Raw genomic sequence first — 23333 nt, 5'->3', positions numbered from 1 at the left:
CGTCCGACGCGGGACGCGCACCCTGCATCATCTCTGGTCTGTAAATATCCCCGCCGGAGGCACCCGCGCCCACCACGCGCGCCGCCACCGGCACAAGGGCGCGGACGGCCGCCAGGGACCGCCCGGTCACGAGGCCGCCCGGTGCCCCGGTGCGACCTCGCTCAGGTTCAGGCGCGTGGGCGGGTCGCCGATGCGGCGGATCGGGCTGCCCAGCCCCGGCTCGGCCTCGGCTCGCGGCGGACGGCGGCGGTGCGGGTCGGGGATCGGGACCGCCGACAGGAGGCGCCGGGTATAGGGGTGGCGCGCGTCGTGAAGCACGGCGTCGCGCGCGCCCTCCTCGACCACTTGCCCCAGCCGCATGACCATGACGCGGTCGGCCACCTGCTCGATCACCGCCATGTCGTGGCTGATGAACAGGTACGCCAGGTCGTCCTGCGACTGGAGTTCCTGCAACAGCTCCAGCACTTGCGCCTGCACCGAGACGTCGAGCGCCGAGACGCTCTCATCTGCAACAATCACCCGCGGCGACAGGCTGAGCGCGCGGGCGATGCAGATCCGCTGGCGCTGCCCGCCCGAGAATTCGTGCGGGTAACGGTCCATCATGTCGGCCTTCAGCCCCACCCGGCGGAACAGGTACTCCACCCGGTCGTCAAGCTCCGCCCCCTTGGCGATGCCGTGCACCCTCATCGGTTCGGCCACCTGGTCGCGCACGGTCATGCGCGCGTCGAGCGACGCTCCCGGGTCCTGGAACACCATCTGGATGTCGCGGCGCACCGGCTTGAGCATCCGGGGCGACAGGCCATGCGTCTGGCGTCCGGCCACCCGGATGCTGCCCTCCCACGGGACGAGGCCCAGGAGCGCCTTGCCGATGGTGGACTTGCCGCAGCCGGACTCGCCCACCAGCGCCAGCGTCTCGCCCTTGCGGATGTCGAAGCTCACGCTTTCGACCGCGTGGACGCGGGCGACGGGGCGGTTCAAGACGCCGCCGGTGATGTCGAATCGCACCGTCAGGTCGTCGACCTCGACCACCGTCTCGCCCAGCTTGCGCTGGGGGCGCGCCGGGGCCGCACCCAGGCGCGGAACGGCGGCCAGAAGCTCGCGGGCATAGTCGCTGCGCGGGGCGTCGAACAGGTCCTTGACCGGCGCGGCCTCGACCTCCTGCCCGTGACGCAGGACGATCACGCGGTCGGCCATCTCGGCCACCACGCCCATGTCGTGGGTGATCATCAGGACGGTGGTGCCGTGCTCTTCCTGAAGCAGGCGGATGAGGTCGAGAATCTCGGCCTGCACCGTCACGTCGAGCGCGGTCGTCGGCTCGTCGGCGATCAGCACCTCGGGCTCGCAGGCCAGAGCGATGGCGATCATCACGCGCTGACGCATGCCGCCCGACAGCTCGTGCGGGTATTGTTTCAGCCGCCGCTCGGGTTCGGTCAGACGGACGTCCTTGAGCAGCGCGAGCGCGCGGGCCGGTGCCTCGGCGCGCGAGCAGGTGTCATGCTCCAGCAGGACCTCGACCAATTGCTGCTGCACCGTCATCAGCGGGTTGAGCGAGGTCATCGGCTCCTGGAAGATCATCGCGACGCGGTTCGAGCGCACGTCGCGGTAGCCGGCCTCGCTCAGCTCGGTCAGCTCCTGCCCGCCCAGCTTGATCGAACCGCCGGTGATCCGAGCCATGGGCTTGGGCAGAAGACCCATGATGGCCAGCGCCGTCATCGACTTGCCCGAGCCGCTTTCGCCCGCAAGGCACAGCGTCTCGCCCGGCATCAGGTCGAAGGACAGCCCGTCGAGCACGGTCTTTGCGCCGCCGGTCGTGGCCACCTGCACCTGCAGATCGCGGACGGTGAGGACAGGGCGCGCGCCGCCCTGCCCGTCGGTGTTGGCCGTGGCCGTCATTCGAAAACCACCCGGGGGAAGTAGAACGACACCACCCAGTTCGGCATGTCCACGATCTCGGAAATGCGCAGATCGCCGCAGACCGAGCAGAGGAGGTACGCATCCTCGGCCGACAGCCCGTGCTGCTTGCCCAGCAGGTCCACCATGGCCGACACCGCGTCGCGCGCGCCGGTCATCATGTCCGGCCCGATGCCGGTGGTGACCTCGTAGCCCTTGGCGTCGAGGTGCCGCGTGACCGGGCCCGGCGTGGTAAAACGCGGGAAGGCCAGCTTCTCCTGCTTGATGAGGTCGAGCTTGAGATCAACGTTCATCGGGCTCTCGATCGCCGTCCCGCAGACCTCTCCGTCGCCCTGCGCGGCGTGGGTGTCGCCGATCGAGAACAACGCCCCCGCCACCTCGACCGGCAGGTACAGCGTCGTGCCTGCCGCCAGGTCGCGGATGTCGAGGTTGCCGCCCATCCGGCGCGGCGGCACGACCGAGTGCAGCCCGGCCTCGGCCGGGGCCAGCCCGATGGTGCCCGCGAACGGCTTGAGCGGCACGCGCGCGAGGTCCGAGAAGACCGACGGCGCCAGCGTCTCGGGGTCGTACTTCCACACCTTCAGGTGCGGGTCCTTGAACTGGTCGGCCAGCAGGCCGAAGCCGGGAATGTTCGCCGTCCAGCCGAAGCCCGAGGGATGGAATGCCTGGATTTCGACCTTCAGGACGTCGCCCGGCTCGGCCCCGTCGACATAGACAGGGCCGGTGACGGGGTTGATCTTGCCGAAGTCCAGCGTCTCGACATCGGCCGTGACGCTGTCGGGCGTGAACTGGCCGCCCGAACTGTCTAGACATTCGAAGTGCAGGGTCGATCCGGGTGCCACCGTCTCGACGGGCGGGATCGAATGATCCCACCCGTGATGATGGTGCGCCCCGTGAATCGTGTAGTCACAGTGCTTGCACATGAGGTTACTGCGCCTCGGTCGAGTAGACGTAGTCGTAGTTCACCGGGATGTGGACCGGGTCCACGAACAGGCTGTCGTCACCGGCCAGACGGTCGGACGTGTAGGTGAAGCGCTGCTCGTTGAAGACCGGCACCCACGGCGCGTCTTCCATGACGTCAAGGTAGATCTGGCGCCACGCGTCGATGCGCGCCTCCGCCTGGTCCGGATCGGTCATCGAGTCCGCCTCGGCCGCGCGCGCGTCGAGCTCCTCGTTGCAGTACCACGCCCAGTTCCAGCCGCCCTGCACCGCGCCGCCGCAGCCCAGGATCGGGCCGTAGAAGTTCGACGGATCGGGGAAGTCCGCGATCCACGCCATGCCGCCCGACCAGATCATCGGCGCCTGGTCCGGCTCGCCACCCGCGGCGATGACGTTGGCCTGCGCGAGATTGCGGATCTCGGCGTCGATGCCGATGGCCGAGAGGTCCTGCTGGATCGCCTGCGCGATACGCGGGTTCGGGTCCACGTTCATCACGTAGAGCTCGGTCGAGAAGCCGTCGGGATAGCCTGCGTCGGCCAGCATCTGCTTGGCCTTCTCGGGATCAAAGGCGTAGCCCTCGTAATCCTCGGCATAGCCCGGCATGGTGGGCGGCAGCGGCTGGTTCGCCGGAACGGCGCGGCCGTTGATGATGCGGACGATGCGATCCTTGTTGATCGCCATGTTGACCGCCTGGCGCACCGCCTTGTCGTCGAACGGCTCCATCTGCGTGTTCAGCGTGATATAGCCGGTGTGAAGCTGGCCGCCTTCGACTACGTTGTCGGCCTGCTCGGGGTCGTTCATCACCTGCAGGAACTGCGCCGGCGGGATGCCGTCACCCGGGATGTCGGCCTGGCCCTGCTGCATCCGCAGAAGCGCGACGGTCGGCTCAAGCCCGATCTCGAAGGTGATCTGGTCGAGCTTCGGGACGCCCGCGCGGTGGTAATCCTCGAACCGCTCGAACACGACCTGCTGGCCCGGCGTCCAGTCGGCGAGCTTGTAGGCGCCCGAGCCCACGGGTTCGCGACCGAAATCCTCGCCCGAAGCTTCGACGGCCTCCTGCGGCACGACCGACGCGAAGTTGAGGGCCATGACGTGCCCGAAGGTGGCGTCGGGGCGGTTCAGCGTGATCTCGACGGTCTTGTCGTCGATGACCTTCACGCCCGACAGGCCCTCGCCCTCGCCCGCGTTCCAGTCTTCGAAGCCCTCGATCATGCCGAAGAAGCCGGCGCCGGGGCTGCGGGTCTCGGGGTTGGTGACGCGCTCGAGCGAGTACTTGACGTCCTCGGCCGTGATCTCGCGCCCGTTGTGGAACTTGATGCCGTCCTTCAGCGTGAAGGTGTGCACGAGGCCGTCGTCCGAGATGTCGTGGCTGTCGGCCAGTTCGAGCCGGAGAGTCGTCGTGCCGGGCTCGTAGCCCATCAGCCCGTCGAACAGCGACTTGATCATCGACCAGTTCTGCCAGTCATAGCCGATGGCCGGGTCCAGCGTGGCCACGTCGTCCTTGTAGGTGACGATCATCGAGCCGCCGGTCGGCGCGTCCTGGTCCACCTGCGCGATGGCGCCCGTGGCGCTCAGCGCGATCCCGGCGATGCCGGCGTAAAGCAGCTTTTTCATGTCATTACTCCTCTGTCGGTTACTTGGTCTTGATGCGCGGATCGATGAGCGGCGCGACGAGGTCGGCCAGAAGGTTGCCCATCACGATCGCGGTGGCGGACACCATCGTGACGCCCATGATCACGGGGATGTCGACGCGCTGGATGGCCTGCCAGGCAAGCTGCCCGATGCCGGGCCAGCCGAAGACGCTTTCGACCACGACGATGCCGGACATGAAGAGGCCGATGTCGATGCCGATCATCGCGATGATCGGAAGGATCGCGTTCGGCATGACGTGGCGCAGGATGATGCGGCCCTTGGACAGGCCCTTGGCGCGTGCGGTTCGCACGAAGTCCTGCGCCAGCACGTCGATCATCGACGACCGCATCATCCGGCTGTACCAGCCCGCACCCAGGAAACCGAGCGTCACCGCCGGCAGCACGAAATGCGCAGGCGTGCCGTAGCCGCCGATGGGGAACCAGCCCAGCTGCACCGCGAAGACATAGAGCAGCAGGATGCCGATCACGAATTGCGGGGCCGAGATCGAGACGAAGCTGAAGATCATCAGCGAATGGTCGGCAAACTTGTTGCGGCGCAGCGCCGCGACCACGCCGATGGTCAGGCCCATGATCAACTCGGTCACGATTGCCGCGACCATCAGCATCAGGCTTGCGGGAAGCCGTGCCGCGATCAGCTCGGACACCTCGGCGCGCTGGAGGTAGCTGCGCCCCATGTCGCCCTGGAACAGGTTGCCCAGGTAGCGGGCGTACTGGACGAAGAACGGGTCGTTCAGGCCAAGCTGGTCGCGAATGTTCTGCACCGTCTCGGCGGTGGCCGAGCGCCCCGCGATCTGCCGCGCCGGGTCGGCGGGCACGAGGTAGAGCAGGATGAACGTCACGAGCGTGATGCCCAGGAGGATCAGCGCGCTCTCGAACAGGCGCCGGATGATGTAGCCGCGCATCAGTGCCGTCCCTTCAGCGTCGGATCGAGGATGTCGCGCAGCGCGTCGCCCACGAGGTTGAAGGCCAGCGCCAGCAGCACGATGGCCGCGCCGGGGAAGAACACCAGCCAGGGCGCCGTGCTGAAATAGGTCTGGTTCTCGAAGATGATGTTGCCCCAGGACGGCGTCGGCGGCTGCACGCCCACGCCGAGGTAGGAGAGCGTCGCTTCCAGCAGCACCGTGGTCGAGATTCCGAGCGTGCCGAAGACAACGATCGAGGACAGCAGGTGCGGCAGCAGGTGCGAACCCAGAACCCGCAGCGTGCCCGACCCGATGGAGCGCTGGACCTGGATGAACTCGCGTTCCGCGAGGCTGCGCGTCTCGGTATAGATCACGCGGGCCATCTGCACCCAGTTCACCATCGCGATCACCAGCGCCACGATCAGCAGCGAGGGCTGGAAGATCGCGGCCAGAACGATGGCCAGCAGCAAGGCCGGGAACGCCATCATCAGGTCGGTGAAACGCATCAGGATCGCACCGATCCAGCCGCCGAAATAGCCGGCGGTGATGCCAACACCCGCGCCCAGGATCACGGCGATGCCGTTGGCCAGCACCCCGATGATCAGAGACGTCCGTGTGCCCAGGATCAGACGTGAAGCCAGATCGCGGCCCAGAAGGTCGGTGCCCAGCGGGAACTCTCCGCCCGGCGGCAGAGGCGCGCCGGCCAGCGTCAGGCCGTCGAAGCTCTGCTCGAACGGGTCGTGCGGCATCAGCCACGGCGCGAAAACGGCGGCGATGGCCATGATGGCGATGACGATCAGGCCGAACGCCGCGCGCGGGCGGCGCATCAATTCGCCGAGGACGGCGGCAACCTTGCGGGCGCGGCCGCGGCGCGCGACGGCGGGCGGGTCGATGACGCTCACTGCATGCCCCTCCGCGCGGCCGGGTTCTCGGACAGGTAAAGCGCCGCCGCATCCTCGAGCGATACGCGCTCGACCATGGCGAAGGCGCGCAGCTGCTTGAGCGCGACAGCCTCGTCCACCCCGCTCTCCTGCATCAGCTTGAGCACGGCGCGGATCACGTCGAGCCGCCGGCTGGACCGCCGCGCCGTTTCGGCGTCGCGATCGCGCTGTTCGACCTTCGCATCGAACGTGGCGCGCGCGATGACCAGCGCCGAATAGATGTTGCCCAGTGCCGCCAGCGGGAGGAACGCGTCGACCCGGTTCTCCAGCGCCCAGGCCAGCCGGCCTGGGCTTTCCGAGCCGATCAGCGCCACCACCGGCATCGGCGCCTGCGCCCGCTGCCACGGGAACTGGTCGTCGTGGGCCAGGTCGGTGTCGAGGATCAGGAAATCGGCCTCGCGGTCCGCTTCCTCGAGCTTCTCCCAGCGGCCCACGGCGTGGACGCCCAGGACCTTCAGCCGCGCCGTCAGGCGGTCGCGCACGTCGTCGGAGTGATGCAGCACGACCGCGGTCGCGCCCGAGAAGTGGTGGGTCAGATGCCGGCTCATTGGACAATCCTCAGGTCGGGTCTGAACGGCCGCGCCTTCCCGGCCGGCATGTTCGTCAGGTAAGGATCGGCGGGCACGGGGGCCTCGGCCGATTGTATCACGTGAAAGTCGCCCTGCCCCGCCAGCGCGAGGTGCGGGCGCAGGGCCGCGTGGCGGGTCACCGCGTCGATGTCGAGCGGGCCGAGCACGGTGTCGGTCGGAGCGCCGGAGGCCGCCCGGAACACGGCCCGCGGATCGTCCGTGCCGGCCCGCGCCACCGCCTCGGCCAGCGTCTGCACGGCCGCGTAAGAGGTGGCCAGGAACGACGACACCCGCCCGTTCGGCGCGCGCGCGGCGACGCGGCGGCGGAAATCCCCGTCGGCCAACTCCTCGAAGAAGCTCGCCGCCGACAGCATTCCGTCGCCCGCCGGGCCCAGGTCGGCCAGGTCGACTTCGGTCTGGTTGCAGCTGACGACGCGCCCCGGCTCGCCGCTGCCCCAGCCGGGCCGTTCGCCCAGCGCCCGCATGAACGCCACGTTCGACGGGCCGATCAGGCTGTTGACGATGACGTCGGGGCGCTGGTCCTCGATCTCTTTCATCACGTGCGCGAAGTCGGTCGAGCCCAGCGGGATGTACCGCTCCCCCGCCACCTCGCCCAGCCGCATGCCCAGCCGTTCGCGCGCCAGGCGCAGGGTTTCCCAGCCCCAGACGTAGTTCGAGCCGATGAGATAGGCGCGCCGCGCCCCCGTCTCGGCCACCCGGTCGATAAGCGGCAGCATGTGGTGGTTCGGCGCGGTGCCCAGGTAGACGACGTGATCGTTGCTCTCGAACCCCTCGTAGGGGCACGGGTACCACAAGAGCCCGCCGTGCCGTTCGAGCACCGGGATCATGTCCTTGCGGCTCCACGACGTGATGGCGCCGACCACGTGCCGCACCGCGCCCGCGCCCAGCACGTCCGCCGTCGCGCTTTCGTACCGCGCGGGATCGCCGCCCGGGTCGCGCAGGACCGGCTCGATATCCGCCACGCCCGCCGTCCGCAGGTCGTCGATCGCCATCGACGCGCCGCACAGCGCGCTCTGGCCCAAAGCGGCATACGGGCCGGAGGTGGAGAAGATCAGGCCAAGCTGGAAGCGGATCATGAAGCCCCGAACGAAAAAAGCCCCGACTCCCGTTGCACGGGAGAGCGGGGCGCGATTGCCGACGGCCGCGATCCGGCCGGTTGTTGTCCCTTCTTACCAGACGAGACGCGCCTGTCGACACGGTTGACGCAAGAATATTCCTTCGATACCCGCAGCGCCCGAATTTAAGGCACGATTCAGCCCGCGATGCGCATCAAGGACGCGACCCTCGGCCGGATGCGAAGCTCGTTGTGCACAAACGCTCTCTCTCTGCATCCGCGGCTCCCGGCCCTGCAGCCCATCCCAAGCCCTCGGCTGGCGCGCGACGGCGGATTCGTCGCGCGCCAAGGCGGTGCCTACAGGCAGGCCTCCAGCAGCTTGCGCGTGTTGTCGTAGGTCATCTCGACCGGGTTGCCGCCCACGCTGGGGTCGGTCAGCGCGGACTTCGTGAGCACGTCGAGGTCGGGATCGGTCACGCCCAGCTCGGTCAGCGTGCGGGGTATGCCGAGCGAGGCGTTGAGTTCGTCCACGAAAGCGCAGAACCCTTCATAGCCGCCCTCGATCCCCAGATAGGCCGCCGCGCGGTCCAGCACGCCCTCGGCCGCCGGCCGGTTGAAGCGCAGCACGGCCGGCATGACCACCGCATTGGTCGTGCCGTGGTGGGTGTGGTGATGCGCGCCGATCGGGTGGCTGAGCGCGTGAATCGCACCGAGGCCCTTCTGGAACGCCGTGGCACCCATGGCCGCCGCGCTCATCATGTGGGCGCGCGCCTCGATGTCCGCGCCGTCGGCATAGGCGCGAGGGAGATACTCCTTCACCAGCCGCATCCCTTCGAGCGCGATGCCCTGGCTCATCGGGTGGTAGTGGGGCGAACAGAACGCCTCGACGCAATGCGCGAAGGCATCGAGCCCGGTGCCGGCGGTGATGTGCTTGGGCATCCCGACCGTCAGCTCGGGATCGCAGATCACCACGGCGGGCAGCATCTTGGGGTGGAAAATGATCTTCTTTTCATGGGTCTCGGAGTTCGTGATCACCCCGGCGCGCCCGACCTCGGAGCCTGTCCCGGCGGTGGTCGGCACCGCGACGATGGGCAGGATCCTGGACGCGTCCGCGCGGGTCCACCAGTCGCCGATATCTTCGAAGTCCCACAGCGGGCGCGTCTGTCCGGCCATGAAGGCCAGCGTCTTGCCAAGGTCGAGCCCCGAGCCGCCGCCGAACGCAACCACGCCGTCGAAGCCGCCGTCGCGCAGGACGGCCAGCCCGGCCTCGACGTTCTTCTCGTTCGGGTTCGGGTCGACGTCCGAGAACATCGCGCGGCCCAGCCCGGCCTTGTCCAGCAGGTCGAGCGTGCGCGCGGTGATGTCCATGCCCGCCAGCCCCTTGTCGGTGACCAGCAGAGGCTTCGACATGCCGGCGGCGCGGCAGGCCTCGGCGATCTCGGCGATGCGGCCCGCCCCGAAGCGCACGGGGGTCGGGTAGGACCAGTTTCCAACCAGTTTCATCTGTCAGGCTTTCTTCAGGTGATACGATTTCGGCCGGGTCAGCGCGTGGAAGCCCAGCACCGACAGCCCTGCGCCGCGCCCGGTGTCCTTGCACCCGGTCCAGCAGAGCGCCGGGTCGAGATAGTCGGCACGGTTCATGAACACCGTCCCCGTTTCGAGCCGCGCGCCGATGGCCTCGGCCGTCTGCGCGTCCTTGGTGAAGATCGCGGCGGTCAGGCCGAAGACGCTGTCGTTCATCAGGCGGATCGCCTCTTCGTCGTCCTTGACAGGCATGATGCCGACGACCGGTCCGAAGCTTTCGTCGCGCATCACGCGCATGTCGTGATTGACGTTGGTGAGGATCTGCGGCGTGAGGTAGGCGCCGCCGTCGTCCTCGGGAAAGCGTTCGATGTGGGCCACGGCGCCGTCGGCCACCGCCTCCTCGATCTGCGCACGCACCTCGGCGGCAAAGCGGACGTTGGCCATCGGGCCGATGGTCGTCTCCTGCTCCAGCGGGTTGCCGAGCTTCATGCCTTTCACCAGCGCGACGGCCTTCTCAACGAAGGCGTCATAGAGGCTTTCGTGGACGTAAATCCGCTCGATCCCGCAGCAGCACTGGCCCGCGTTGAACATCGCGCCGTCCATCAGCCCGTCGACCGCCGCATCCACGTCGGCGTCGGCCCGGACATAGCCGGGATCCTTCCCGCCAAGCTCGGTCGCCACGGGGGTGAAGGTGCCGGCGGCGGCGCGCTCCATCGCCTGTCCGCCCTTCACCGAGCCGGTGAAGTTGACGAAGTCGAAGGCGCGCGAGGAAATCAGGCCGCTGGTCGTGTCATGATCGAGGAAGACGTTCTGGAACACGTCCTCGGGCACGCCCGCGGCATGGAACGCCTCGGCCAGCCGCTCGCCCACCTGCAGCGTCTGCGTGGCGTGCTTGAGGATGACCGCGTTGCCCGCGATCAGCGCCGGGGCGACCGTGTTGATCGCGGTCATGTAGGGATAGTTCCACGGCGCGACGACCAGCACCACGCCGTGCGGCTCGCGCAGGATCTTGCGGGTGAAGGCGCCGCTGTCCTCGATCACCATCGGCGCGAGAGCTGTCTCGGCGATGTCGGCCATGTAGCTCGCGCGTTCCTCGAACCCGCCGAACTCCCCGCCATAGCGGACGGGGCGGCCCATCTGGTGCGCCAGTTCCACCGCCATCCGGTCGGTCGTCTTGCCCACCTCGGCCACGGCGGCGCGCACCAGGTCCACCCGTTCCGAAAGCGGGCGGGCGGCCCAGGCGGTCTGCGAGGCGCGGGCGGCCGAGACGGCGGCGTCGGCCGCCGCGCGGTCGAGCACCGGGCGTTCCAGGTATACCGACCCGTCGATCGGCGAGATGCACTTGAGCGTCTTGGTCATGTCAGGCCCTTTCGAAGCCGCGCGCGATTTCCCAGTCGGTGACGACCCGGTCGAACTCCTCCTGTTCCCACTCGGCGCAGCGGGTGTAGTGGTCGATCACGTCGTCGCCCATCGCCGCGCGCAGCATGTCCGAGCCCCGCAGCGTCCCGGTCGCCTCGCGCAAGGTATGGGGGACGTCGCCGGACGACTTGTCCTCGTAGATGTCGCCGCGCGTGGCGGGCGCAAGCTCCATCTTCTCCTCGATGCCCCTGATCCCGGCGGCGAGCAATCCCGCCTGCGCGAGGTAGGGGTTCAGGTCCGAGCCGCCGATGCGGCACTCGATCCGCACGCCCTTCGTCCCCTCGCCGCACAGCCGGAACCCGGCGGTGCGGTTGTCCACCGACCATGCGGTCTTGGTCGGTGCGAAGGTGCCCTTGGAGAAGCGCTTGTAGCTGTTGACGTAGGGGGCCAGGAAGAACGTGATGTCGCGGGCATGGGCGATCTGCCCGGCCACGAAATGGCGCATGAGCTGCGACATGCCGTGCTCGCCGCTTTCGTCGAAGAAGGCAGGCTTGTCCCCTTCCCACAGCGACATGTGCACGTGGCTCGAGCTGCCGACCTTGTCGTGGTGCCACTTGGGCAGGAAGCTCGCGGCGCGGCCCTGCTGCCAGGCGATTTCCTTCACCGCGTTCTTGGCGATGGTGTGGTGATCGGCGCAGGCCAGCGCGTCGGCGTAGCGGATGTTGAGCTCTTCCTGTCCGGTCTCGGCCTCGCCCTTCGTATTCTCCACGGGGATGCCGGCGGCGTAGAGATGGTTGCGCACGGCCCGCAGCACGGCCTCTTCCTTGGTGGTCTGGAGGATGTGGTAATCCTCGTTGTAGCCGCTGATCGGGGTCAGGTCGCGGAAGCCGCCCTTGCGGATCTCGTCATAGCTCTTCTCGAACAGGAAGAATTCCAGCTCGGTCGCCATCATGGCGGTCAGCCCCATGGCCTCGAGCCGCTCGACCTGGCGCTTGAGCACCTGGCGGGGCGAATGCGGCACGGGCTGGTGCGTGTGGTGGTCGAGCACGTCGCACAGCACCATCGCGGTGCCGTCGAGCCAGGGCAGCCGGCGCAGCGTCGCCAGGTCGGGCTTCATCACGTAGTCGCCGTAGCCCGCGCGCCAGCTGGTGGCGGCATAGCCGTCGGGCGTGGCCATCTCGAGATCGGTGGCCAGCAGGTAATTGCAGCAGTGCGTTTCTTCGTGCGCGCTGTCGAGGAAGTTCTGCGCGTGGAAGCGCTTGCCCATCAGCCGCCCCTGCATATCGACGAGGCACACGAGCACCGTGTCGATCTCGCCGGTCTGCACCGCCGTCTGCAGCGCCTCGAATGTCAGATTGCCAGCCATCTGGGGCCCTTTTCTTTGTCGTGTCGGACGCGCGCGGCCCCGACGGATGCCGGGGCCGCGCAGGATCTCTCAGGCCGTCAGCTCGCGGTGTAGCGATAGGGCCGGCCGGCGTTCTGCATGTCGGCGTTGTACTGCTTGAAGATCTCGACGACCCGGCGCTTGGTCTCGGACTCGGCCGCGATCTCGTCCCAGAAGGTGCGCGCGGCCTCCTCGACGGTGTCCCACTCGTCGTCGGGAATCGAGGTCAGCTCCATCTTCTCGCCGTGGACGCGCAGGCGGGCCTCGCCGCCCCAGTACCACCACTGGCGGTAGTAATGCGACTGATCGGCCGCGAGCTGGAACAGCATCTTCAGGTCGTCGGGCAGCTCCATCCAACGCTCGTTGTTGGCGAAGAAGTGCCCGATCCACGCGCCCGAGATGTTGTTGGTCAGGAAATAGTTGGTCACGTCGGCCCAGCCGACGGTGTAGTCCTCGGTGATGCCCGACCAGGCGATGCCGTCAAGCTCGCCGGTCTGCACCGCGACCTCGATATCCTCCCACGGCAGCGTCACCGGAACGACGCCGAACTGCGACAGGAAGCGGCCCGCCGTGGGGAAGGTGAAGACGCGCTTGCCCTCGAGGTCCTTGAGCGATCGGATCGGCTCTTTCGTGGCGAAGTGGCACGGGTCCCACGCGCCGGCCGAGACGTGCTTCACGCCGACCTTGGAATATTCCTCCTCCCAGATCTCCTTGAGCCCGTACTGGTTGAACAGCACCGGCACGTCGAGCGAATAGCGCGAGGCGAAGGGGAAGTAGCCGCCGAACACCGTCACCTCGGTGGGCGACTGCATCGAGTCGTCGTCGGACTGCACCGCGTCGATGGTGCCGCGCTGCATGGCGCGGAACAGCTCGGACGTGGGCACCAGCTGGTCCGCGAAGAACAGCTCGATCTGCATCCGGTCACCGGCGATCTGGTTAAACATGTCGATCGCCGGCTTGACCACGTGCGCGGCCAGCGCCGGTCCGGCATAGGTCTGCATCCGCCAGGTGATGGTCGATTGCGCGACCGCCGGGGCGGCCAGCGCCGCGGGCGCCGTGGCGGCGGCGCCGGCAAGGAACTTGCGTCTTGTCGTCATGGGAACCTCCTGTTGAAAGGCACTTTCGTGATGTCGCATCGCTTCATTCGCTGAAGTTCTGGTTGTTATCTTCCGTAAACATAGTCGGGCAGCCACAGCGCGATCTGCGGGAACATCATCACCAGCGTGAGTGCGCAGACCATCACCAGGACGAAGGGCAGGATCGAGCCGTAGATGTCGCGCAGCGTGATCTCGGGCGGGGCCATCGCGCGCATCAGAAACAGGTTATAGCCGAAGGGCGGGGTCATGTAGGCGATCTGCGTCGTGATGGTGTAGAGGACACCGTACCATATCAGATCGAAGCCCAGCGCCCCCACCAGCGGCACGTAAAGCGGCGCGACGATCACCAGCATCGCCGTGTCGTCCAGGAACGTGCCCATCACGATGAAGCTCAGCTGCATCAGGATCAGGATCACCCACGGGCTCAGGCCCAGCCGCTCGGTGAACAGGTCCTCGATGGCGCGCACCGCCCCCAGCCCGTCGAACACGGCGCCGAAGGCCAGCGCGGCGAGGATGATCCACATGAACATGCACGAGATGGCGAGCGTCTGGCGCACGCTGGTCTCGAACACCGCCCAGGTCATGCGCCGCTTGAGCACCGCCGCCAGCAGCGCCGCCAGCGCGCCGATGGCCGAGCTTTCCACCAGCGACGTCCAGCCGTTCACGAACGGCACCATCATCACGAAGAAGATGCCCAGCGGCAAAAGCCCCGCGCTCAGCAGCCGCAGCTTTTCCGGCCAGCCCACGTCGCGCTCCTCGGGCGACAGGACCGGGCCGAGCGACGGGGTGATCTTGCAGCGAATGGCGATGTAGATGACGAAGAACGACGCCATCACCAGCCCCGGCACCACGCCTGCGAGCCACAGCTGCCCCACCGGCTGCCGCGCGATCATGGCGTAAAGCACCAGCACGACCGACGGCGGCACGAGGATTCCCAGGGATGATCCCGCCTGGATGACCCCCGTCACCATCCGCTTGTCGTAGTTCCGGCGCAAAAGCTCGGGCAACGCGATGGTCGCGCCGATGGCCATGCCCGCCACGCTCAGCCCGTTCATGGCCGAGATCAGCACCATCAGCCCGATCGTCCCGATGGCCAAGCCCCCCGACAGGCCGCCCATCCAGACATGGAACATGCGGTAGAGGTCGTCGGCGATGCGGCTTTCCGACAGCACATAGCCCATGAAGATGAACATCGGCAGCGTCAGCAACGGATACCACTTCATCAGCTTCATCAGCGCCGAGAAGCCCAGGTCGTACCCGCCCCGGTCGCCCCAGAGCAGCAGCGCCGCGACCACGGCAACAAAGCCGATGGCCCCGAAGACCCGCTGGCCGGTCAGCAGCATGACCATCATGGTCGAGAACATGAGGATGGCGATCAGCTCGTACGGCATCAGATGTCCTCGCCCCGGAGCCTGAGGATGTCCTTGGCCAGCTCGGACAGCGTCTGTAGCAGCATCAGCGCGATGCCGGTGCACATGATGATCTTGATCGGCCAGAGATACGGCCGCCACGCCGTGGGGCTGCGCTCGCCCCCGTACTGAAAGGCATAGATCGTACTGTCGATCCCGCCCCACAGAAGCACGACGAGATAGGTAATCAGGAAAAGCGCCGTGACGGTATCCACCGCCGCCTTCCGCCGGTCCGACCATTCGCCGTACAGCAGGTCCATCCGCACATGCGCGCCCATCTGCATCGAGTATGGCCCGCCCAGGATGAAGTAGGTGACCATCGCGAACTGCGCCATTTCGAGCGTCCAGATCGACGGCAAGAAGAACGTCTTCGAGATCGAGGACCACAGCAGGATCCCCATCATCACGAAGATGCCGAACATCACGATCCTGCCGATCAGCCGGTTCGCGCCGTCCACCCACCGGATGTAGGCTTTCGCTGCCCCCATCGCGCCCATGCTCCCCTCGTCCTGCCGGCCCGTCACGCGCGGGCCTTTGTCGTTCTTTCCAGCCCCGGCACCGCGTCCCGGACCATCCCCTCGAGCCCCTGCGCCACGCGCTCGATGCCCGCATCGTCGCGCAGAAGGTCGTTGCGCACCTCGATCATCACGTTCGGCAGGCCGCGCGGGATCGCGTGCGCCCGCAGCGTGTGCGTCACCCCGTCCGCGGCCGCGTAGGGTTCGTTCAGCCGGGTCTCGAACTCCAGGTGCTCCGGCGCCGCGCGCAGCATCGCCTGCGCCAGCGCCGCATCCTCGTCGTGCAGCAGCCCCAGCTCCACCTCGCGCGGCGCGCCGAAATAGACCGGGGTGAAGCTGTGCACCGTAACCACCGCGCAGCGGCCCTTGGCATCGAGCGTGCGGGACAGCAGGTCGCGGAACGGCTCGTAAACCTCGCGCACCCGCGCCGCACGCGCCTCGGCGGACAGGTCCCGGTTGCCCGACACCTCGATGACCTCGCTCTTGGCGGGGACGGCATCGGCCCGCTCGGGCGGGCGGTTGCAGTCATAGACCAGCCGCGAGATGCGCGAGAGGACGAGCGGCGCGTCCAGCGCCGCGCTCAGCGCCCGCGCAAGCGGCTCGGCCCCGATGTCCCACGCGGCGTGCGAAAGCCGCGCCGCCTCGTCCAGCCCCAGCCCGTCCAGCGCGGCGGGAATGCGGCGGCTGGCATGCTCGCAGACCAGCACCAGCGGCGCGGCGCCGTCCGGGCACACGACTTCGGCGACGGGGGCCTCGTCGGCTGATATGATGTTGCGCGGGTTCGGAGCCATGTGAAATGTTAATTACAGCCGAGCCGCGCCTGTCAACATCGTTTCTGTAGACGCCGTTTCAGCGCTGCAATATCCTGAAGCAGGTTTTACAGAAGGACGCGCGATGCCCACGGCCCCTGTGCTGGTCAAGCAGATGATCCGCAGCAGCATGGAGACGCTCACCCCGTCGGAACGCCAGCTCGCCGACGTGCTGCTCAGGGATTATCCCGTGGCGGGGCTGCAATCGATCACCCGGCTGGCCTCGGCCGCCGGTGTCTCGACCCCGACGGTCATCCGCATGGCCCGCAAGCTGGGGTTCGACGGCTTCCCCGACCTGCAAGAGCGCCTGCGCGAAGAGGTGTCCGAGCAGATCAAGAAACCGATCTCCAAGCGCGACCCGTGGCAGACCCGCGCGGGCGACGAACACGTTCTGAACCTGTTCGGCCGCGCCGTTTCGGAAAACCTCCACCACACGCTCGACCGGCTGGACCCCGAGGTCTTCGACCGCGTGGCGGCGCTGCTGGCCGACACGTCGCGCGACGTCTACCTGGTGGGCGGGCGCATCACGCGGTCGAACGCGGACTACCTGTTCAACCACCTCCAGATCATCCGCCCGAACGTCACGCTGCTCAGCCAGTCGGCCAACGTCTGGCCGCAATACCTGCTGGACATGGACGCGCGGTCGATCCTCATCGTCTTCGACATCCGCCGTTACGAATCCGACCTGCAGAAACTCGCCCGCCTCGCCGCCGACCGCGGCTGCGACATCGTGCTGTTCACCGACCAGTGGGGCTCGCCCGTGGGCAAGGTCACCGACCTCGTGTTCAACGCGCAGGTCGAGGCCCCGTCGAGCTGGGACTCGACCATCGCCATCATGCTGATCGTCGAGGCGCTGGTCGCCGAGGTGCAGACCGCCCGGTGGGAGGAGAGCCGCGAGCGGATCGAGGAGCTCGAGTCGATGTTCGGCGCGACCCGGCTTTTCCGAAACTTCAACTGAGCGGGCCGCCCGACCCGCTCAGGAAGGTCATCGGCCGGGCGGGCCGCACAACCGTCCCCCGGCCCAAAGCCTCAGGCCACGCCGGTGCCGATCGGACAGCTCACCCCGGTCCCGCCGATCCCGCAATAGCCGGCGGGGTTCTTCGCAAGGTACTGCTGGTGGTAATCCTCGGCGAAGTAGAACTCGGGCGCCGGCACGATCTCGGTCGTCACCGAACCGAACCCCGACTGCGCCAGCTTGGCCGCATAGGCGCGCATGCTCGCCTCGGCCGCCTTCCGCTGCTCGTCCGAGTACGTGTAGATGCCCGAGCGGTACTGCGTGCCCATGTCGTTGCCCTGCCGCATGCCCTGCGTCGGGTCGTGGTTTTCCCAGAACGCCTTGAGCAGGTCCTCGTAGCTCACCACCGACGGGTCATAGACCAAGCGCACCACCTCGTTGTGGCCGGTCCGCCCGGTGCAGACCTCCTCGTAGGTGGGGTTCGGCGTGTAGCCGCCGGCATAGCCCACCATCGTGAGGTGCACGCCGGGCACCTGCCAGAAGATACGCTCCACGCCCCAAAAGCAGCCCATGCCGAACAGCGCGACCTCCATCCCCGGCGGCACGTCCGCCGTCAGCGCCCGGCCCGACACGAAATGCGTCTCGGCGGTCGGGATCGGCTGGGCGCGTCCGGGAAGGGCGGCGTCCTTCGCCACCATCTCCATCTTCTTGCGCTGGAACAGGTTCATCTCGTGGCTCCTCGTGCTCGCGTGGCCCTGATATAGGGGGCCGCCTCGCCCGGGACCATCCCTGTCACTCCGCCGGCGTCGGCAGGCGGCCCGCGAACACCGTCTCGTGTCCCGGCGCCGGGTGGCGCGGGATCATCAGAGCCAGCCCCAGCGACGTCACCGCCATCCCGGCGGCCAGGCCGAACACCGCCCCCGGCGCCGTCACCCACAGATAGCCCAGCAGCGCCGGCAGGAAGACGGCGGCGATGTGGTTGATGGTGAAGGCCACGGCGGCGGTAGGGGCGATGTCGCCCGGATCGGCGATCTTCTGGAAATATGTCTTCATGGCGAAGGCCAGCGCGAAGAACATGTGGTCCACGACGTACAGCGTCGCCGCCAGCACCACGCCCCAGCCAAAGGCATAGATCCCGCCGTAAAGCAGGAACACCAGCGTCAGCCCCGCATACTCGAACACCAGCGCCGCGCGCTCGCCGAACCGGCCCACCGCGCGGCCCATGATCGGGGCGAAGATGATGTTGGCGACGAAGTTGATCAGGAACAACGCCGTGACCTCGTGCACCTCGAAGCCGAAGCGCTCGACCATCATGAAGGCGGCGAAGACGGTGAAGATCTGCCGCCGCGCGCCCGACATGAACTGCAGCGCGTAATACAGCCAGTAGCGCCGGCGCAGCACCATCCGCTTGACCTGCGGGGCCGGCGCCTCGAACTGCGGATAGGCGAACAGGCAGACCACCGCGATGGCCACCGTGATCCCGCCCGAGACCAGGTAGACAAGGTTGTAGCTCAGCTCGAACGCCCGCCACGTCACCACCAGCAGGCCATAGGACAACAGCGCCGCGGCGGAGGCGACCGACAGCAGCCATCCCAGCACCTGCGGCGCGCGGTCCTTGTCGATCCACTGAAGCTGCAGCGACTGGTTGACCGTCTCGTAATAGTGGAACCCGATCGACGAGATCATGGTCACCGCCAGCAGCCCGCCCAGGCTGGGGAACCACGCCGTCACCGCCGTCGCCGCCCCCAGCATCAGAAGCGACACCAGCCCCAGCACCTGCTCGCGCATGAAGATGATCACGGCGATCACGCCCACGGCAAGGAAGCCGGGGATCTCGCGCACGGTATGCAGCCAGCCGATCTCGACCCCGGTGAACCCCGCGACCTCGATGACGAAGTTGTTCAGAAGCGCCGACCACGTGGCGAACGCGATCGGCATGGCAAAGGCCATGAGAAACAGAAGCGTCACGGGCCGTCGCCAGAGCGGGAGGTCCCGGGCCTCGGCGAGGGGGACAGTGCGCATGGCCCCGCTCATAATCCCGTCCCACGGACGGGGAAAGCCCCCACCGCGCCTCGCCTCAGGCCCGCGCCGGCCGCGCCGCGTCCGCCGCGATGGCCCGCGCGTCCAGGCCCGACTGCCTGAGCTGCCCCTCGGGCGAGGCCTTGAGCGAGGCGAAGTAAAGCCCCGGCCACGCCGTCCGCCCGCCCGTCACCCGCGGCCGGCCTCCCTCGTCCAGCACCTCGGGCGCATCGCCCAGCAGCGGCCGCAGGTCCACGGCATAGCCCGTCGCCAGCACCACCGCGCCGTACGCCTCCCGCGCGCCGTCTGCGAAGACCACCGCGTCCCCCTCGAACCGCTCGATCCCCGGCCGCACCGTCACGCGCCCCGCCCGGATCGCCGCAAGCGCGCCGTGGTCGATCAGCGGCACCTTCCCGTCCTCCACCAGCTGCGCCATCGGCCCCTTCTTCGGCACCGGTAACCCGTAATCGGCCGGCGAGCCCAGCTTGCGCCGCAGCACCGGCGCGGTGATCCGGTCGGCCAGCCGGTACCCGAAAAGCCGCCGCAGCAACGTCATCGAGGTCGTGGGAATCCCGAACAGCTCCTTCGGCACGATGTTCACCGGCCCCCGCACCGACAGGTCCACGCGCGCCACCACCGCCGACAGGTCCACCGCGATGTCCCCGCCCGAGTTCCCGAACCCCACCACCAGCACCCGCTGCCCCGCGAAGGGCGCGGCCGTGCGGAACTCCGAGGAATGCAGCACGCGCCCGCCGAACCCCTCCATCCCCGGCCAGTCCGGCCGCCGCGCCGCCCCGTTCAGCCCCGTCGCCACGACCACGACGTCCGCCGCCTCGACGCCGCCGTCATGCCCGACGCGCCAGCCCCCGTCCGCGCGCCGCACCGACGCCACCTCCGTGCCGAAGCGCGGCGCGATTCCGAAACGATCGGCATAGGCCTCCAGGTACTCGATCATCTGCGCGCGCGTCGGGTACCTCCCCCAGTCGCGCGGCATCTCCATCCCCGGCAGGCCCGAGCGCGACCGCGCCGTATGCAGCTTCAGCCCCTCATAGTGTCCGCGCCACGATGCGCCGACCGCGTCCCGCCGCTCCAGCACCCGCACCTCCGCGCCCTCGCCCTTCAGGCAGGCCGCGCAGGCCAGCCCCGCCGGTCCCGCCCCGATCACCACGGCCCTCGGTCCCGCCATGCTGTCCCCTCCCTCTCTGGTCCCCGAAATATCCCCGCCGGAGGCACCGCGCCGGGCGCACGCCCGGCGCCAACCATCGCGTCGCGCCGCAGGCGCGTCCTTTTGCTAGCACATCCTCAGAAGAAACTCTGCGGATCGATGTCGATGCTCAGCCGCAGGTTCGCCGGCAGCTTCAGCTGCGCCGACCACACCGCCAGCGCCTCCTGCAAGGGCGCGGCCTTCTCCGCCTTCACCAGAAGCCGCACCCGGTGCCGCCCCCGGATGCGCGCGATCGGCGCGGGCGCCGGCCCGAAGACCTGCGCCCCAATCCGGCGCAGCGGCGCGTCCCGCCGCGCCAGTTCCCCGGCCACGTCGAACACCTCCTGCACGTCCGGAGACGACAGCACGATCCCGGCCATCCGCCCGAATGGTGGCACGCCCGCCGCCCGGCGCTCGTCCGCCTCCGCCCGCCAGAACCCCTCCTCGTCGCCCGCCAGGATCGCCCGGATCACCGGGTGCTCGGGCTGGAACGTCTGCAAAAGCGCCGTCCCCGGCCGTTCCGCCCGCCCTGCGCGGCCCGCCACCTGCCGCATCAGCTGGAACGTCCGCTCCGCCGCCCGCAGGTCCGACCCCTGAAGCCCAAGGTCCGCGTCGATCACCCCCACCAGCGTCAGCAGCGGGAAGTTGTGCCCCTTCGCCACGATCTGCGTGCCGATCACGATGTCCGCGCCGCCCCGCGCGATCTCCTCGATCTGCGCCTTCATCGCGCGGGCCGAGCCGAAGAGGTCCGACGACAGCACCGCGATCCGCGCCTCGGGAAACTGCGCCGCCGCCTCCTCGGCCAGCCGCTCGACACCGGGCCCCACAGGGGCCAGCCGGTCCTCGGCCTCGCAGGACGGGCAGACGGTCGGCATCGGCTTCGTCTCGCCGCACTGGTGGCAGACCAGGCGCTTGAGGAACCGGTGCTCGACCATCCGCGCATCGCACTGATCGCAGCCGATCTGGTGCCCGCAGGCCCGGCACAGCGTGATCGGCGCATAGCCCCGGCGGTTGAGGAACAAGAGCGCCTGCTCCCCCTTCTCGATCCGCGCGTTCACCGCCCGTGCCAGCGTGGGCGAAATCCAGCGCCCCGAGGGCAGGTCCTCGTTCCGCATGTCGATGGCGCGCATCTCTGGCATCACCGCCTCGCCGAAACGCGCCGTCAGCTCCAGCCGCGCGTACTTCCCGGCCTCGGCGTTCACCCAGGTCTCGAGCGACGGCGTGGCCGAGGCCAGCACCACCTGCGCCCCGCAGATCGAGGCCCGCAGCACCGCCATGTCCCGCGCGTTGTAAAGCACCCCGTCCTCCTGCTTGTAGGAGGTGTCGTGCTCCTCATCCACGACGACGAGCCCCAGGTCGCGATACGGCAGAAACAGGGCCGAGCGCGCGCCGACCACCAGCTGCGCACCTCCCTCGCCCACCATGCGCCAGCAGCGCCGCCGCTCGGTCATCGTCACGCCCGAGTGCCACTCCGCCGGCTTCGCGCCGAAGCGCTTTTCGACCCGCGTCAGGAACTCCGAGGTCAGCGCGATCTCTGGCAGCAGGACCAGCGCCTGCCGCCCCTGCCGCAGGCACTCGGCCACCGCCTCCAGGTACACCTCGGTCTTGCCCGACCCGGTGACGCCCCGCAGCATCGTGGTCCCATAGCGCCCCGTCGCCACCGCAGCGCGCAACTGTTCCGCCCCCGCCGCCTGCTCCTCGGTCAGCGTCACGCTGGGCAGGTCCGGGTCGAGCCGCGGATAGGGCGTGTCGCGCGGGCTGTCCTCCTCCAGCACCGCACCTTGCTTGACCAGCCCCTTCACGACCGAGGACGTGACCCCGGCCATGTCGCACAGCTCCTTCTGCGTGAAGGCCAGCCCGCCGTAGTCCCGCAGCACCTCCAGCACCCGGCCCCGCGCGTCGGTCATCCGGTCGGGCGCGGCATGGCCCAGCCGGTACACCTTGCGCATCGACGGAGGGTCGCCCAGCCCCGGCGAGCGGGTGGCGAGCCGCAGCATCGCGGGCATCGGCGTCAGCGTGTAGTCGGCGACGCGGCCCAGGAAGGTCTGCATCTCCTCGCGCATCGGCGCCGCGTCGAGCACCCGGATGACCGAACGGACCTTCGCAAGGTCGTATCCGCCCTGCCCCGGCCCCCAGACCACGCCCAGCACCTTGCGCGGCCCCAGCGGCACCTCGACGAAGGCCCCGGCGAAGCATCCGCCCTCGGGCGCGCGGTAATCCAGCAGCCGGTCCAGCGGCTGTGTCGTGAGAACCGAGACGAGCGCCCCTTCGTCGAAGTATGATGTGCTCACGCCATCCCCCCACTCCGGGCTTTCGAGCCCGTCCGGGTTGGGGTATCAGGACGGCGAAACGCTGGCACGGACAACGGGACACACCTCATGAAATTCTTCGTCGATACCGCCGATGTGGACGCGATCCGCGAACTGCACGAACTCGGGATGGTCGATGGCGTGACCACCAACCCCTCGCTCATCATGAAATCCGGGCGGAACATCAAGGAGGTCACCAAGGAAATCTGTGACATGGTCGACGGCCCCGTCAGCGCCGAGACCGTCGCGCTGGATGCCGAGGGCATGATCGCCGAGGGGCGGGAGCTGGCCAAGATCGCCGACAACATCACCGTCAAGGTGCCGCTGACCTGGGACGGGCTCAAGGCCTGCAAGACGCTCAGCGACGAAGGCCGCATGGTCAACGTCACGCTCTGCTTCTCGGCCAACCAGGCGCTGCTGGCCGCCAAGGCCGGCGCGACCTTCATCTCGCCTTTCATCGGCCGGCTCGACGACATCAACATCGACGGGATGGACGTGATCGCCGAGATCCGTCAGATCTACGACAACTACGGATTCGAGACGCAGATCCTCGCCGCCTCCATCCGCACCGCCAACCACATGAAGCAGGCCGCCCTGATCGGCGCGGACGTGGCCACCGCGCCCCCGGCCGTCATCCAGTCGATGGTCAAGCACGTGCTCACCGACAAGGGCCTCGACGCCTTCCTCAAGGACTGGGAAAAAACAGGGCAGAAAATTCTCTGATCCTCGGCTATAGTCCCCCCTATCGAGCTGATAACAA

The 23333-nt window shown here is 68.3% G+C and carries 20 protein-coding genes; 2 read left to right on the top strand and 18 right to left on the bottom strand.

The annotated features are described in order from the left end of the window. Positions 1 to 126 precede the first annotated feature (126 nt). From BM162_RS06005 to BM162_RS05940, 14 genes are all read right to left on the bottom strand, one after another. Positions 127 to 1893, bottom strand: a complete 1767-nt coding sequence (locus BM162_RS06005) for an ABC transporter ATP-binding protein (RefSeq protein ID WP_093419123.1) — start codon at positions 1891 to 1893, stop codon at positions 127 to 129. Further along, on the bottom strand, positions 1890 to 2834 hold the full coding sequence (locus BM162_RS06000) for an acetamidase/formamidase family protein (RefSeq protein WP_093419121.1): 945 nt from the start codon (positions 2832 to 2834) through the stop codon (positions 1890 to 1892). The genes BM162_RS06005 and BM162_RS06000 overlap by 4 nt, the downstream gene beginning before the upstream one ends. A gap of 4 nt (positions 2835 to 2838) precedes the next feature. Continuing rightward, positions 2839 to 4464 (bottom strand): ABC transporter substrate-binding protein, encoded by a 1626-nt coding sequence (locus BM162_RS05995; RefSeq protein ID WP_093419119.1) that lies wholly within the window; start codon positions 4462 to 4464, stop codon positions 2839 to 2841. 19 nt (positions 4465 to 4483) lie between these two features. Beyond that, entirely contained in the window at positions 4484 to 5404 is a 921-nt protein-coding gene (locus BM162_RS05990; protein ID WP_093419117.1) for an ABC transporter permease, read from the bottom strand. Further along, complete coding sequence (locus tag BM162_RS05985; RefSeq protein ID WP_439332819.1) at positions 5404 to 6306, bottom strand: ABC transporter permease; 903 nt, start codon at positions 6304 to 6306, stop codon at positions 5404 to 5406. The genes BM162_RS05990 and BM162_RS05985 overlap by 1 nt, the downstream gene beginning before the upstream one ends. After that, positions 6303 to 6893 carry an ANTAR domain-containing response regulator gene (locus tag BM162_RS05980; RefSeq protein WP_093419115.1) on the bottom strand — a complete coding sequence of 197 codons (591 nt, stop codon included), beginning with the start codon at positions 6891 to 6893 and terminating at the stop codon, positions 6303 to 6305. Before BM162_RS05980 ends, BM162_RS05985 begins: the two co-directional genes overlap by 4 nt. Then, a complete protein-coding gene (locus tag BM162_RS05975; RefSeq protein WP_093419102.1) occupies positions 6890 to 8011 on the bottom strand; it encodes a transporter substrate-binding protein in 1122 nt (373 codons plus the stop codon). Before BM162_RS05975 ends, BM162_RS05980 begins: the two co-directional genes overlap by 4 nt. A gap of 335 nt (positions 8012 to 8346) precedes the next feature. Further along, a complete protein-coding gene (locus tag BM162_RS05970; protein WP_093419093.1) occupies positions 8347 to 9492 on the bottom strand; it encodes an iron-containing alcohol dehydrogenase in 1146 nt (381 codons plus the stop codon). A gap of 3 nt (positions 9493 to 9495) precedes the next feature. Next, positions 9496 to 10872, bottom strand: a complete 1377-nt coding sequence (locus BM162_RS05965) for an aldehyde dehydrogenase family protein (RefSeq protein WP_093419092.1) — start codon at positions 10870 to 10872, stop codon at positions 9496 to 9498. Between the two features lies 1 nt (position 10873). Next, positions 10874 to 12238, bottom strand: a complete 1365-nt coding sequence (locus tag BM162_RS05960; RefSeq protein WP_093419082.1) for a glutamine synthetase family protein — start codon at positions 12236 to 12238, stop codon at positions 10874 to 10876. A 77-nt stretch (positions 12239 to 12315) separates the two neighbouring features. Further along, positions 12316 to 13353: a TRAP transporter substrate-binding protein gene (locus BM162_RS05955; protein WP_093419079.1), complete on the bottom strand. Its 1038-nt coding sequence runs from the start codon at positions 13351 to 13353 to the stop codon at positions 12316 to 12318. A gap of 65 nt (positions 13354 to 13418) precedes the next feature. Continuing rightward, positions 13419 to 14744 carry a TRAP transporter large permease gene (locus BM162_RS05950; protein WP_093419076.1) on the bottom strand — a complete coding sequence of 442 codons (1326 nt, stop codon included), beginning with the start codon at positions 14742 to 14744 and terminating at the stop codon, positions 13419 to 13421. After that, positions 14744 to 15250: a TRAP transporter small permease subunit gene (locus BM162_RS05945; protein ID WP_093419464.1), complete on the bottom strand. Its 507-nt coding sequence runs from the start codon at positions 15248 to 15250 to the stop codon at positions 14744 to 14746. The genes BM162_RS05950 and BM162_RS05945 overlap by 1 nt, the downstream gene beginning before the upstream one ends. A gap of 32 nt (positions 15251 to 15282) precedes the next feature. Next, positions 15283 to 16068 (bottom strand): N-formylglutamate amidohydrolase, encoded by a 786-nt coding sequence (locus BM162_RS05940; RefSeq protein ID WP_093419073.1) that lies wholly within the window; start codon positions 16066 to 16068, stop codon positions 15283 to 15285. A gap of 103 nt (positions 16069 to 16171) precedes the next feature. Here BM162_RS05940 and BM162_RS05935 point away from each other — a divergent pair, with 103 nt between their 5' ends. Then, positions 16172 to 17044, top strand: coding sequence for a MurR/RpiR family transcriptional regulator (locus tag BM162_RS05935; RefSeq protein WP_093419070.1), 873 nt, complete (start codon positions 16172 to 16174; stop codon positions 17042 to 17044). A gap of 71 nt (positions 17045 to 17115) precedes the next feature. Here BM162_RS05935 and msrA read toward each other — a convergent pair whose 3' ends face one another. From msrA to BM162_RS05915, 4 genes are all read right to left on the bottom strand, one after another. After that, positions 17116 to 17769: a peptide-methionine (S)-S-oxide reductase MsrA gene (gene msrA / locus BM162_RS05930; RefSeq protein WP_093419068.1), complete on the bottom strand. Its 654-nt coding sequence runs from the start codon at positions 17767 to 17769 to the stop codon at positions 17116 to 17118. Between the two features lie 64 nt (positions 17770 to 17833). Then, the gene (locus BM162_RS05925; protein ID WP_093419066.1) at positions 17834 to 19063 is read right to left on the bottom strand and encodes an MFS transporter; all 1230 of its coding nucleotides are present in this window, start codon (positions 19061 to 19063) and stop codon (positions 17834 to 17836) included. A 55-nt stretch (positions 19064 to 19118) separates the two neighbouring features. Continuing rightward, on the bottom strand, positions 19119 to 20246 hold the full coding sequence (locus tag BM162_RS05920; RefSeq protein ID WP_093419065.1) for a flavin-containing monooxygenase: 1128 nt from the start codon (positions 20244 to 20246) through the stop codon (positions 19119 to 19121). 116 nt (positions 20247 to 20362) lie between these two features. Further along, positions 20363 to 22555: a primosomal protein N' gene (locus BM162_RS05915; protein ID WP_093419064.1), complete on the bottom strand. Its 2193-nt coding sequence runs from the start codon at positions 22553 to 22555 to the stop codon at positions 20363 to 20365. Between the two features lie 87 nt (positions 22556 to 22642). Here BM162_RS05915 and fsa point away from each other — a divergent pair, with 87 nt between their 5' ends. Then, positions 22643 to 23296: a fructose-6-phosphate aldolase gene (gene fsa / locus BM162_RS05910; RefSeq protein WP_093419063.1), complete on the top strand. Its 654-nt coding sequence runs from the start codon at positions 22643 to 22645 to the stop codon at positions 23294 to 23296. Positions 23297 to 23333: the final 37 nt, after the last annotated feature.

The sequence above is a fragment of the Tranquillimonas alkanivorans genome (assembly GCF_900115595.1).
Taxonomy (GTDB): domain Bacteria; phylum Pseudomonadota; class Alphaproteobacteria; order Rhodobacterales; family Rhodobacteraceae; genus Tranquillimonas; species Tranquillimonas alkanivorans.
Note: the sequence above shows the minus strand (reverse complement) of the source record. Positions and strands in the feature narration are given on the sequence as shown.